The sequence below is a fragment of the Pseudomonas sp. BAV 4579 genome, assembly GCF_009765395.1.
In the GTDB taxonomy this organism is placed as follows: Bacteria; Pseudomonadota; Gammaproteobacteria; order Pseudomonadales; family Pseudomonadaceae; genus Chryseomonas; species Chryseomonas aestiva.
The window spans coordinates 19480-31143 of record NZ_WHOV01000085.1; the positions used below are offsets into that span (position 1 = coordinate 19480).

Below are 11664 nucleotides of genomic sequence, written 5' to 3' on the forward strand. Positions count from 1 at the left end.
TGCTTGATCGCTGGCCTGCATCGTCGAGAAGGTCGCTCGGCGGCATGCGCAGCGCTAATGGCGGCAAGGCAGTGCTCGTGTGACGAACCTCGAGCTGACCTGACTCCATCCCCCCATAGCTCGGCGCCATGAGTTGCCGAAGACACAGCCGTAGGGCCGGAGCATCATGCTATTGGCGGCTGCTTGCGGCTTGGAACCGCTGGCTGAAGGGAAGTAGCCCACGCTTGCGCGCGAGGTGTGCGCCCACGGCTTCGGGTCGAATCCAGTAACCGCCTGACTCAGGCGGTCAGGCAGTCAGCTGCGAGTGGAATCTCTATGAAGAGGCCAACCGTATCAGCCTCAACGCGCATCGCCGCCACGACCGTATTCAACAGGAACGGATTGGTAGCCTGCTCGTTGGTCACTATGCGCTGGGTCAGCTTGATCGCCTGGTGGGCGTGGTACACCGCTATCAGTATCTCATTGAGGTTCAGGCGACGAAGCTCGACGCGGTATCCGGCGAGGCCATGGCCCAGTGCGCGTCCTGCGCTTTCCAGTCCGTTTTTCACAGTAGATCCTTGGACCCTTGCGGTCCGGGGTAATAATTCGAACGAGATAATAGCACCTAGCCACCACCCGAATTGAGTAGGTCATCACCGTTTCGACACCACTGGCCTAGGAGACCCGCCACGCCAGGCTAAGCCCCTGCCCGCAACGGCTGCGCATCGCTTCGCCCGACCACGGAGTACTCTGCCTGGACACCAACTGGCGACCTCTCGGCGCTCAGGACCAGGGTGCCGACCTGCAACGAGGTTCAAAGGAGCCTGCAGGGAGCGCATAGGCTCCTGAAAAACCTGCAGAACCATCAGATGCGCATGACCGCTTGCCGAACTCGACCTACTGCCCTGGGTCGCGCTCCCCAGCACCCTCCGTTCGGAAAACGATTCAGCACGGATCGCGGCTCGCAGTCGACAGGGCCAGGCCCGGGACCGCGCTCGGCGCTCCCTCCGCCAACAGCCGTTTACCTGCGCCAGCTACCGCTTCGACCATGGTCGGTAAAGTCAACGTCGGGCAGCTCAAAGGTCTTGTTTTGCGCAAGCCAGTCTGAGACCATCCATCGCTGTCAGGTGAGGCTGTCTCTACAAAGCGGCTCACCTGTCGAGAACCTGGAGTACATCAGGGCCAGCTTTCGCGGCATGGGTTTCTCCTCGTTTCAAAACTGTCGTCCTTTGGACAACAACGTCATCTTATTCAAGGAGAAATCCATGTCTACTCGCCAAACTGGCACCGTCAAGTGGTTCAACGACGAGAAAGGCTTCGGCTTCATCACCCCCCAGAGCGGTCCGGACGTGTTCGTTCACTACCGTTCCATTCAGGGTAACGGCTTCAAGAGCCTGCAAGAAGGCCAGGCTGTTTCCTTCCTGGTCGTGCAAGGCCAGAAAGGCCTGCAGGCTGATGAGGTGCAGGTGATCTAATCACCCGCCTTCTCGAAAAAGCCCAACCCCCGGTTGGGCTTTTTTTTGCGCGAACGTTGGCCCCTGCCAGCTCTCGCTATCGCCACCTAGGGATGAGGTGCGTTTCATGAAGACTCTCGCTGCCCTGCTCTGCCTGCTTCTGCTCGCCGGTTGCGCCGCCTTTCCCGGTGACGAACTCTCTTCCCAGCCATTCCGCACGTCCCTGAGCGCGCCACCACAGCGCCCCAATGTGCTGGTGGAATTCAATTTCTATCGTGGCACTGTCGAGGACGCCAAGGATGCGACGTCGATCGCGGTCGCCCGTGAAGGCCTGAAGCCCCGGCTGCGCGAGATCCTGGCAGACTCCGGGCTGTTCGACCGCATCACCCTGGTGCCGGAACCCGGCAGACCCGACGACGCCCTGCTGCGCCTCAAGCTCTACAACAGCACCTCCTACGCCGCCGCCATCGCCAGTGGCCTGATCACCGGCGCCACCTTCTTTCTCGTCCCGGGAACCGCCAAGGACGACTATGTGCTGACCGCCGAATGGATCGCGCCGGGAAGCGGACCGTCCACCCGCGTGCGCAACGCCAGCTCGGTGCGCACCTGGATGGGGGTGTGGTTCCTGCCCCTGGCGGCCAGCCATCAGGCCGGGACCGCCATCGAGGAATCCTTCGCCCGCCAGGTCAACGAAGCCTTGCGCCAGCTGCAGGACGCCGGCGCGTTCGCTGACCACTCCTCGCCCCAGGGGAACGGCGAATCGCCTGCGCCGGTCACACCTTGACCGGTAATCACGTAGACGAGGATCCCATGGCCGAAGAAAAGCGCAAAGCCGACGAACGCGAACTGCCCAAGGACGAAAAGCCCCTGCGCACCGAGCACGCCAAGACCGACGACGGGCGCGATCCGCCTTCGCCAAACAGTCCGGACCGTACCAAGGACGCCACCGGCTACAACTGATCCCATCCTTTCCAGAAACGACCGCTGCGGCGGTCGTTTCTTTATCCGCGCCCTGCCCCTTGGGGTTGGCTCGTCCCTCCCTCCTTACTGCATAATGCCCACACTCCGACGTCTATCGGCCCCTTTTCTCTTCAACTAGGCCGATACCCTGCCAAGGTGTGTGTCCCGATGCGAAAGACCTTCCGATCTATGGGCCTGCTGCTGAGCTGCTGCGCCCTGGGCTTTTCCCTGCCCGTCAGTGCCGATACCTCCTACCTGCCGCCGCGAATCGAAAAGGCGATGCAGACCAACAAGATTCCCGGCAGCGACCTGTCGCTGGTGATGCTGCCCCTCGATGGCCCGGGCGAGAACGACTACTACAATGCCGACGTCTCGGTGAATCCGGCCTCGACCATGAAGCTGATCACCACCTTTGCCGCCCTGGAATTGCTGGGTCCCACCTACCAGTGGAAGACCGAGTTCTATACCGACGGCACGCTCAAGGACGGCATCCTCAACGGCAACCTCTATCTCAAGGGCGGCGGTGATCCCAAGCTGAACATGGAGCGGCTGTGGCTGCTCATGCGTGATCTGCGCGCCAATGGCGTGCTGGAAGTCACCGGTGACCTGGTGCTGGATCGCGGTCGCTTCGTGAAACCCAATCTGCCGGCCTTCAACGACGATGGCGAAGACGAGAACAAGACCTTCCTGGTCGGTCCGGACTCGCTGCTGGTCAATCTCAAGTCGGTGCGCATGGTGGTCCGCTCGGCCGATGGCCGGGTCAGCGTGTCCATGGATCCGCCGCTGACCAACGTCAACATCGACAACCAGATGCGCGCCACTGGCAAGAGCGGCTGCCCGGCCTGGCCGGAAGTGCGCTTCAATCCGGTGCCTCAGGCCGATGGCAGTACCAGCCTCATCGTCAGCGGCCAGTTGCCGGACGGCTGCAACGCTCAGAGCTATCTGTCGCTGCTCGATCACCCGGCCTATACCGCCGGCGCGGTCCGGGCTATCTGGCAGGAGCTGGGCGGCAGCATCAAGGGCCGTACCCGTGAGGGCAGTGTGCCACGCAATGCCGAGCTGCTCGCCCGGGCCTTCTCGCCGGATGTGGTGGAGATCATTCGCGACATCAACAAGTACAGCAACAACACCATGGCCCAGCAGCTGTTCCTCTCCATCGGGGCGCAATTCCGCACCTCGGCGGATGCCGACGACAGCAAGGCGGCGCTGCGGGTCATCCGCTCGTGGCTGGCGCGCAAGGGCATCAATGCCAGTCACCTGATCATGGAGAACGGCTCCGGTCTGTCCCGGACCGAGCGGGTCAGTGCCCGGGAGATGGCAGAGATCCTGCGCGCCGCCTGGCAGAGTCCCTACGGCCCGGAGTTCATCTCTTCACTGCCGCTGGCCGGCATGGACGGCACCCTGCGCAAGCGCATGAAGAATTCACCGCTGACCGGCCAGGCCCACATGAAGACCGGCACCCTGAACAATGTACGGGCCCTGGCGGGCTTCGTCCGGGACGCCAACGCGCGCAACTGGGTGGTGGTCGCCATCCTCAACAGCGGCCGCCCCTGGGGGGCTTCGTCGATCCTGGACGAGGTGGTGCTGGACCTCTATCAACGCACCCGCCAGGATGGCGCGGCCGCCAACTGACGCGCAAAACAAAACCGGCGTCTGCTCGCGCAGACGCCGGTTTTGTTTACCACACTCGGCAAGGCAGGCCGGAGAGCCGACGTTACCGCGCTGCACCGCATTGGGCAAGAACTTTGTCCGACGCACTCTTGTGGGGCATTTTCAGACCTTGGACAGGCTAGATCATGCCGAGCAAGAGCAGTACCAGCAGGACGACCAGGATGGCGCCCACGATACCGGACGGGCCATAGCCCCAGCTGCGCGAATGCGGGAATACCGGAAGTCCGCCGATGAGCAGGACCAGCAGCACCAGAACCAGGATGGTCGAGAGAGTCATCTGCCATTCTCCATGAAGGCCAGGGGTCGACCGTCGCCGTAACAGCTTGATACGGAGCAACGGGCCTATTCCATGGACCCGCGCCAGCGACGGAAAATCCCGACGTCGTCAGCTAAGCCTGGCTGCCCATGCCAAGTCGGCGTTTTTACGCCCAAAAGAAAGCCCGGATCAGGGATCCGGGCCTGGTCTTGTCGCAGATATCTGTCAGTGCGAGACGGCGCCGCTGGCACCCAGACCGGTCTGGGATCTGACGAACTGCGGATAGAAGCGCGCACGCTCTTCTTCGCCAGCCGCCGACTTGTCGGTGATGGAGAAGAACCAGATACCGATGAAGGCCACGGCGATGGAGAACAGCGCCGGGTATTCATAGGGGTAGATCGGCTTGGCATGACCGAGGATTGTCACCCAGATGGTCGGGCCGAGCACCATCAGGGCCACTGCGGTGAACAGGCCGAGCCAGCCACCGATCATGGCGCCCCGGGTGGTCAGCCGCTTCCAGTACATCGAAAGCAGCAGGATGGGGAAGTTGCAGCTGGCGGCGATGGAGAACGCCAGGCCCACCATGAAGGCGATGTTCTGCTTCTCGAAGAGAATGCCCAGAGCGATGGCGACCACGCCCAGCGCCACGGTGGTCATCTTGGAGACGCGGATCTCGTCCTTCTCGTTGGCCTTGCCCTGCTTGATCACGCTGGCGTAGAGGTCATGGGAGACCGCCGAAGCGCCGGCCAGGGTCAGACCGGCGACCACCGCCAGGATGGTGGCGAAGGCCACCGCCGAGATGAAGCCCAGGAAGATGCTGCCACCCACGGCGTTGGCCAGGTGCACCGCGGCCATGTTGTTGCCACCCAGCAGGGCGCCGGCAGCGTCCTTGAAGGCCGGGTTGGTGCTGACAAGCAGGATGGCGCCAAAGCCGATGATGAAGGTCAGGATGTAGAAGTAGCCGATGAAGCCGGTGGCGTAGAACACGCTCTTGCGGGCTTCCTTGGCGTCGCTCACGGTGAAGAAGCGCATCAGGATGTGCGGCAGGCCGGCGGTGCCGAACATCAGCGCCAGACCCAGGGAGAAGGCCGAGATCGGATCCTTCACCAGACCGCCGGGACTCATGATGGCCTCGCCTTTCGGGTGCACGGCGATGGCTTCGGCGAACAGGCGGTTGAAGTCGAAGCAGACGTGCTTCATCACCATGAAGGCCATGAAGCTGGCTCCGGACAGCAGCAGCACCGCCTTGATGATCTGTACCCAGGTGGTGGCCAGCATGCCGCCGAAGAGCACATAGAGCACCATCAGGATGCCCACCAGCACCACGGCGATGCTGTAGTCCAGGCCGAACAGCAGCTGGATCAGCTTGCCGGCACCCACCATCTGGGCGATCAGGTAGAGGGCGACCACCACCAACGACCCGCAGGCGGACAGGGTACGGATGTCCTTCTGCTTGAGGCGATAGGAGGCCACGTCGGCGAAGGTGTACTTGCCCAGGTTGCGCAGGCGCTCGGCGATCAGGAACAGGATGATCGGCCAGCCCACCAGGAAGCCGATGGAGTAGATCAGGCCGTCGTAGCCGGAGGTGAACACCAGGGCGGAAATGCCCAGGAAGGAGGCGGCCGACATGTAGTCACCGGCGATCGCCAGGCCGTTCTGGAAACCGGTGATGCGTCCGCCGGCGGCATAGTAGTCCGCGGCGGAGCGATTGCGTTTCGAGGCCCAGTAGGTGATGCCCAGGGTGGCGCCGACGAAGGCCACGAACATCAGGATGGCGGAGACGTTCAGGGGCTGGCGCTGGACCGCGCCGCTGATGGCATCGGCGGCCCAGAGCGAAGGCGAGAGGGCCAGCAGCGCGGCGGCCAGGGAAAGACGTCTCATGGCTGCACCTCCCGGAGGATTTCCGCGTTGAGCCGATCGAATTCGCCATTGGCCCGGCGCACATAGATGCCGGTCAGGACGAAGGCCGAAAGGATCAGACCGACGCCCAGGGGAATGCCCCAGGTCATGGCGGTCTCCGCATGGATACGGGTGCCGAGGACCTTGGGGGCGAAGGCGATCAGGAGGATGAAGGCGGAATAGAGTCCGAGCATGATGGCCGAAAGCGTCCAGGCGAATCGCCCGCGTTTCGCCACCAGTTCCTGGAAACGCGGACTGGCTTCAATCCGCCGGTAGGTGCTGTCATTCATTATTGTTGTTCCTTACAGCATGACGGGAGCGTCGAGCTCTACTCTAGGCCCGCCCGGTAAGGCTTCCAGACGACTTTAGTCGTACTGAAAAGTACCTGCGCTCGGCCATGCTGCGTTGGAAATTCGCTCGGAATGCTCATTTACCACTCGTAAACTCGAGCGCGAGCCCGGTCCGCTTCCTTGCGAATTTCCGCCTTGCCTGGCCTTCGCTCGGCGACTTTTCAGCCAAATTCAAGGCTTTCAGTAATCCCAGAGCCGACGCCAGCCCTGCAGCGGGTGGTGCCCCTCGCCATCGACGACGGAAACGCTCGCCGTCATCCCCGCGCTGAGGTGGATATCCGCCGGTACGTCGAGCAGTTCGATGCGCACCGGAATGCGCTGCGCCAGGCGCACCCAGTTGAAAGTCGGCTCGACGTTGGCCAGCAACTGGGCATCGTTGGCCGCATTGCGATCGGTGATGCCGCTGCTGATGCTCGCCACCCGCCCCTGCAGGGGCGCTGCCTGGTTCATCAGGCGCACCCGTACCGCGGCGCCGGGATGGATATGGCGGATCTTGGTCTCCTCGAAATAGGCCATGACGTAGAAGGAACGGGTATCCACCAGCGCCATCACCGCCTGGCCGGTCTGCACATAGTTGCCCTCGGCGAATCTGAAGTTGGTGATCCGCCCTTCCCGCGGCGCCAGCACCCGGCTGCGATCCAGGTTGATCTGGGCCAGGTTCACGTCGCTCAGGGCTTCCTGGTACTGGCTGCGGGCGACCGCCACGTTGACCTGGGCGGTCTCGCGGTCCTCCGCGCTGATGGCACTGGTACCCAGGCATTGGCGCCGGGCCGCCTCGCTTTCGCGTAGACGCAGTTGCTGCTGGCGCGTCTCGGCCACCGCCTTGGCATGGTCGAGATTGGCCTGATAGCGCTGCTGGTCGATCTGCAGGAGCAGGTCGCCGCGCTTCACCAGCTGGTTGTCCGTCACTGCCAGGCGCGTCACCCAGCCCGACACATCGGGCGCCACCACCACCACGTCGGCCCGTACCCGCGCATCGCGGGTCCAGGGAGTGTAGAGATAGAAATGCCACGGCCAGGTGCCGGCCAGGATGGCGAGCAGTACCACGCTCAAGGTTATCGCCACACGCAGGGTCTTGTGCATCGCCTTGGGGATCCTCTTGTCAGGGGGCTCAGGTGGCCAGGACAGCGACGAGGCCGGCCAGCCAGAGCACGAACAGCGCACAGCCGAACAGGGCGCTGTGCCACAGATGGCGGCCGAGGCCGCTGCGCTGCAGCAGCCACAGCGACAGCGCCGTCAGCAGCAGCGCCAGAACGCCATAGACGAACAGCGGCCCCAGATAGACCCCGCCGATGGCCCATCCATGCAGATTCATCCGCGCCCTCCTCCGCTACCGCTTTCAGACAACAGCCACGCCAGGTCTGCTGGAGCTGGCCGATGGCGCCGCGCGCCAGGCGATGCGGTTCATCGTCGGGGGCCTGGCCCAGCGCCACGCGCAGGCGCTGGGCTGCCGTGTCCAGCGCGTCCGGCCGCAGGTCATCGAAGCCGACCGCCAGTTGCTCGGCGAAACGCCCGAGAAAGGCATCCCGCGCCCGTGCCACTTCGCCCTGGGCACCTGCCAGGCAGGCGCGCAGGTGCAGCAGCTCGTTGCCCAGATCAAGCGCCAGCAGGCCCTGCTCCCAACGGCCGCGTTCGCTGGCCGACAACTGCTCGATATGCCGCGCCAGCAGCAACAGGCGATCCGCCATCCGCCCGCCGAACCAGGTCTCGGCATTGGCCAGGGGTACCGTGGTCAGCCGCTGCAGGTCGTGGGTGGTGGCCTCGAGGATCCGGCGACTGGTGCGCCGCGGCGTGCGCAGACTGATCAGGCGGAACATGAGCACGGCCGCACCGACGCTGATCAGCAGACTCTGCAGCTGGTTGAGCAAGGCGCCCATCTCCACCTGGCCGTGGTTGCTGGGCGAGACCAGCACCAGCAGATGGATGGCGAAGGCCGTCGCTGTCCCCACCACGCTGGGAGGCCCGGCCATCCCCAGGGCGGCAAAGAACAGCGGCACCCCCAGCACCAGGCACAGCAGCGGATAGCCGCTGATCTGCGGCAGCAGCACCTGGCTGATCAGGATGGCGACCGGCGCCGCATAGAGAATGCCCCGCAGGAAACCGAGGCCGATGGCGGCGGCGTTGTCGCGATTGGCGAACAGGCTGCAGATGACGCCGGCCATCAGCATGGCGCCTGGCGCGGACGGCCAGGCGCTGGCCAGCCAGAACACCCCCACGGCCAGCAACGCACAGGCGCTGCGCAGGCCATAGAGCAGCGCCGTCTGGACATCGCGATGGCGGGCCAGCGCCGAGGGCGCCACGGCGCTGAGCCGGGCCGTATGGACGCTGTCCAGGGCGCGACCGGCGAGCAGGATCTTGTCCAGCAGGATGGCGAAACGGGCCAGCAGGTAGCGCTGGTCGTTGTCGAGTTGCGGCGAGGCGCCGGCAGCCTCTCGCAGACGCTGCAGGAGGGCTTCCAGGGCCGGAGCCTGGGGATCGGCCAGGGTCGTGAGCAGTTCGTCGCGCCAGGGCTGCAGGACGGCCCTCCGCGGCTCGTCCAGGCCACGCCACTGGCGCATGGCGCCGCGAGCGGTCCGCAACAGGCTGAGCAGGTCCCGCGACAGCAGCCGCAACGCCCTGGCGCGCTGCCGGCCGCGCTGGCCTTCGAACCAGGCGTGATCGCGCTGGGCATCCACCGCCACCACCTGACCGAGCATGGCCAGCAGCCCCTGGGTGGCATCCTGGGCCTCGGCCAGCTCCGCCCGGGCGGCAGCCACGCCCTGCTCCCAGGTGCGGCGTGCCTGAACGGCCAGATTCTGCTCCACCCGTTGCGGCCAGAACAGCGCACTCACCGCCGAGGCCACGACGATACCCAGGCAGATCTCGGTACAGCGGGCCACCGCCTGGTCGAACACCGTCAGCGGATGGGCGATGGCGGGCAGGCCGATGATGGCGACCGTATAGCCGGCCAGCACGAAGCCATAGGCGACGTGATTGCGCAGCAGGGTCGAGGCCGCCGTGCACAGCGCCATCCAGCCGGCCAGCGCGAGCAGGAATAGCCAGGGCGTCTGGGCGAAGAAGCCCATCAGCACCACCGCCATGCAGGTGCCGACGAGGGTCCCGAGCAGGCGGAACAATCCCTTGGCCAGCACCATGCCGGACAGCGGCTGGGAGACGATCATCACCGTCATGCAGGCCCAGGCCGGTTGTTCGAGACTGAAGCGAAAGGCCAGCCAGAGCGCCAGTCCGGCGGCGAACAGGGTCTTGCCGGCAAAGAGGAGCGCCGTCGGCGTGGGAGCGAGAAAGACCGTCCAGGGTAGACGCACGTCGACTCTTGGATTGCGGGGGATCCAGCATAGGCCGCGCGGCCCAGGCGAAGTTCCGGCGGCTGTCCCGGACGAAAAAAAGGCGACCCGGGGTCGCCTGAAGTGCCTTGCGTGCTCGAGCGACGACGCTCCGTCGTCACCACTGCCTGCAGACTAGCCGAGTTGCAGCCGCCGCTCTTGATCGAGATCAAAGTTTGCCGGGTTTTGTCCGGTCATGCCGAGCAGGCGGTCGATCAGGGCGCAATCGGATTCGCGCCGCACCTGGGCGAACAGGGCCGCGGCCTCGGGATAGCTGCGCGTCAGCATGCCGAGCCACTGCTTGAGGCGCCCCGGGGCATAGCGCGGTGCCAGCTTGCGTTGCGCCATGCTCCAGAAGCGCTGTACCCGCGGCAGGATCTCGGCCCAGCTCTGCGGGACGGCCTCTTCTCCGCGTACGGCAGCGGCGATCTGCAGCGCCAGGTCCGGTCGCGAGACCAGACCGCGCCCCAGCATCACCGAGGCCTGGCCGCTGACGCTGCGACAGCGCCAGTAGTCGTCCAGGGTCCAGATCTCGCCATTGGCCAGCACCGGCACGGACACCCGGTCAGCCACCCGCGCCACCCACTCCCAGTGCGCCGGCGGACGATAACCCTCGACCTTGGTCCGCGCATGGACCACCAGTTGCGCCGCGCCACCCTCCGCCAGCGCCTCGGCGCAGGCCAGGGCGCCGTTCGGGCTGTCATAGCCCAGGCGCATCTTGGCGGTGACCGGAATATGCGCCGGAACGGCCTGGCGCACGCTCTCGACAATGCGGTTGAGCAGCTCCGGCTCCTTGAGCAGCACCGCTCCGCCGCGGGACTTGTTGACGGTCTTGGCCGGGCAGCCGAAGTTGAGATCGATCACCGGCGCGCCCAGGGTGCAGGCAAAGGCCGCGTTGTCCGCCAGGCAGGCCGGATCCGAGCCCAGCAGTTGCACCCGCATGGGCGTACCGGATGGCGTGCGCGCGCCCTCCTCCAGCTCCGGTGCCAGCTTGGCGAAGGCCGCCGCCGGCAGCAGCCGATCGCAGACGCGGATGAATTCGCTCACGCACCAGTCGAGTCCACCCACCTCGGTCAGCAGTTCGCGCAGGATGTCGTCGACGAGGCCCTCCATGGGCGCCAGGGCGATCTCCATGCTCAGAGGTCCTCGCCGGGGAGCGCCTGGCCGTAACCGACCAGGAATTCGGGTGGCATGCGCCTGGGTTTGCCGGAGGACAGCTCGATGCAGACGAAGGTCGTCCGGGCGCGCAGCAGGGTCACGCCATCGGCGGGGCGCTGCAGCTGGAATTGCCGGGTCATGCGCAGACGGCGATCCCAGTCCACCAGCCAGGTGCCCAGCACCAGCTCGTCATCCTGGTAGCCACTGCTGAGATAGTCGATCTCGTGGCGCACCACGGCCATGGCGCGATCCAGGCGCTGGAAGGTGGCCAGATCCAGACCCAGGGCCGCGGAGTGCTGCCAGGCGCACTGTTCGAGCCAGCTGACGTAGACGGCGTTGTTGGCATGGCCCAGGCCGTCGATGTGCTCGGCGCCGATGCGCAGCGGCAGGAGATGGGGAGTCGGTCTGTCCCACTGCATGAAGAGACCCTCTCGCGGGGCAAGGTCGAAAGACGGGAAACCGGACCGGATATGAAACCGGTCAGGTCATCGGTCGCGGATACTGGCACGAATCCACAAGCAATAAAAAAGGGCCTGCATCGCTGCAGGCCCTTCTTCATGTTTGGCGCACTCGGGAGGATTCGAACCTCCGACCGCTCGGTTCGTAGCCGAGTA

General features: G+C 65.1%; 12 protein-coding genes and 1 pseudogene. 4 read left to right on the top strand and 9 right to left on the bottom strand.

Translation table 11 applies throughout. From position 1 onward, the window contains the following. Positions 1 to 278 precede the first annotated feature (278 nt). The gene (locus GSQ95_RS17150; RefSeq protein ID WP_252977097.1) at positions 279 to 548 is read right to left on the bottom strand and encodes a hypothetical protein; all 270 of its coding nucleotides are present in this window, start codon (positions 546 to 548) and stop codon (positions 279 to 281) included. 696 nt (positions 549 to 1244) lie between these two features. Here GSQ95_RS17150 and GSQ95_RS17155 point away from each other — a divergent pair. The 4 genes from GSQ95_RS17155 to dacB all read left to right on the top strand — a co-directional run bounded on the left by GSQ95_RS17155 (position 1245) and on the right by dacB (position 4025). After that, a complete protein-coding gene (locus GSQ95_RS17155; RefSeq protein WP_007159089.1) occupies positions 1245 to 1454 on the top strand; it encodes a cold-shock protein in 210 nt (69 codons plus the stop codon). 106 nt (positions 1455 to 1560) lie between these two features. Further along, positions 1561 to 2217: a hypothetical protein gene (locus GSQ95_RS17160; protein WP_158893950.1), complete on the top strand. Its 657-nt coding sequence runs from the start codon at positions 1561 to 1563 to the stop codon at positions 2215 to 2217. A 26-nt stretch (positions 2218 to 2243) separates the two neighbouring features. Further along, positions 2244 to 2393, top strand: coding sequence for a hypothetical protein (locus GSQ95_RS26160; RefSeq protein ID WP_017639713.1), 150 nt, complete (start codon positions 2244 to 2246; stop codon positions 2391 to 2393). Between the two features lie 168 nt (positions 2394 to 2561). Then, positions 2562 to 4025 (top strand): D-alanyl-D-alanine carboxypeptidase/D-alanyl-D-alanine-endopeptidase, encoded by a 1464-nt coding sequence (gene dacB / locus GSQ95_RS17165; RefSeq protein ID WP_158893948.1) that lies wholly within the window; start codon positions 2562 to 2564, stop codon positions 4023 to 4025. A gap of 157 nt (positions 4026 to 4182) precedes the next feature. On the opposite strand, the gene GSQ95_RS17170 is transcribed toward dacB, so the two are convergent. The 8 genes and pseudogenes from GSQ95_RS17170 to GSQ95_RS17205 form a co-directional block, all read right to left on the bottom strand. Then, complete coding sequence (locus GSQ95_RS17170; protein ID WP_007159093.1) at positions 4183 to 4341, bottom strand: DUF3309 family protein; 159 nt, start codon at positions 4339 to 4341, stop codon at positions 4183 to 4185. A gap of 204 nt (positions 4342 to 4545) precedes the next feature. Next, positions 4546 to 6201, bottom strand: a complete 1656-nt coding sequence (locus tag GSQ95_RS17175) for a cation acetate symporter (RefSeq protein WP_158893946.1) — start codon at positions 6199 to 6201, stop codon at positions 4546 to 4548. Continuing rightward, positions 6198 to 6509: a DUF485 domain-containing protein gene (locus tag GSQ95_RS17180; protein WP_133859542.1), complete on the bottom strand. Its 312-nt coding sequence runs from the start codon at positions 6507 to 6509 to the stop codon at positions 6198 to 6200. Before GSQ95_RS17180 ends, GSQ95_RS17175 begins: the two co-directional genes overlap by 4 nt. 240 nt (positions 6510 to 6749) lie before the next feature. Beyond that, positions 6750 to 7652, bottom strand: a complete 903-nt coding sequence (locus tag GSQ95_RS17185; RefSeq protein ID WP_158893944.1) for an HlyD family secretion protein — start codon at positions 7650 to 7652, stop codon at positions 6750 to 6752. A gap of 28 nt (positions 7653 to 7680) precedes the next feature. Next, the gene (locus GSQ95_RS17190; protein WP_158893976.1) at positions 7681 to 7884 is read right to left on the bottom strand and encodes a DUF1656 domain-containing protein; all 204 of its coding nucleotides are present in this window, start codon (positions 7882 to 7884) and stop codon (positions 7681 to 7683) included. A 1-nt stretch (position 7885) separates the two neighbouring features. Further along, positions 7886 to 9874, bottom strand: a pseudogene (locus GSQ95_RS17195) (FUSC family protein); the annotation flags it as partial. A gap of 153 nt (positions 9875 to 10027) precedes the next feature. Then, the gene (locus tag GSQ95_RS17200; protein WP_158893942.1) at positions 10028 to 11026 is read right to left on the bottom strand and encodes a tRNA-dihydrouridine synthase; all 999 of its coding nucleotides are present in this window, start codon (positions 11024 to 11026) and stop codon (positions 10028 to 10030) included. A 2-nt stretch (positions 11027 to 11028) separates the two neighbouring features. Then, positions 11029 to 11469: a thioesterase family protein gene (locus GSQ95_RS17205; RefSeq protein WP_158893939.1), complete on the bottom strand. Its 441-nt coding sequence runs from the start codon at positions 11467 to 11469 to the stop codon at positions 11029 to 11031. Positions 11470 to 11664: the final 195 nt, after the last annotated feature.

Bases quoted from the DNA above. Each gene is read 5' to 3' on its own strand.
- GSQ95_RS17155 (WP_007159089.1), top strand. From the start codon at position 1,245: ATGTCTACTCGCCAAACTGGCACCGTCAAGTGGTTCAACGACGAGAAA.
- GSQ95_RS17160 (WP_158893950.1), top strand. From the start codon at position 1,561: ATGAAGACTCTCGCTGCCCTGCTCTGCCTGCTTCTGCTCGCCGGTTGC.
- GSQ95_RS26160 (WP_017639713.1), top strand. From the start codon at position 2,244: ATGGCCGAAGAAAAGCGCAAAGCCGACGAACGCGAACTGCCCAAGGAC.
- dacB (WP_158893948.1), top strand. From the start codon at position 2,562: ATGCGAAAGACCTTCCGATCTATGGGCCTGCTGCTGAGCTGCTGCGCC.
- GSQ95_RS17170 (WP_007159093.1), bottom strand. From the start codon at position 4,341: ATGACTCTCTCGACCATCCTGGTTCTGGTGCTGCTGGTCCTGCTCATC.
- GSQ95_RS17175 (WP_158893946.1), bottom strand. From the start codon at position 6,201: ATGAGACGTCTTTCCCTGGCCGCCGCGCTGCTGGCCCTCTCGCCTTCG.
- GSQ95_RS17180 (WP_133859542.1), bottom strand. From the start codon at position 6,509: ATGAATGACAGCACCTACCGGCGGATTGAAGCCAGTCCGCGTTTCCAG.
- GSQ95_RS17185 (WP_158893944.1), bottom strand. From the start codon at position 7,652: ATGCACAAGACCCTGCGTGTGGCGATAACCTTGAGCGTGGTACTGCTC.
- GSQ95_RS17190 (WP_158893976.1), bottom strand. From the start codon at position 7,884: ATGAATCTGCATGGATGGGCCATCGGCGGGGTCTATCTGGGGCCGCTG.
- GSQ95_RS17200 (WP_158893942.1), bottom strand. From the start codon at position 11,026: ATGGAGATCGCCCTGGCGCCCATGGAGGGCCTCGTCGACGACATCCTG.
- GSQ95_RS17205 (WP_158893939.1), bottom strand. From the start codon at position 11,469: ATGCAGTGGGACAGACCGACTCCCCATCTCCTGCCGCTGCGCATCGGC.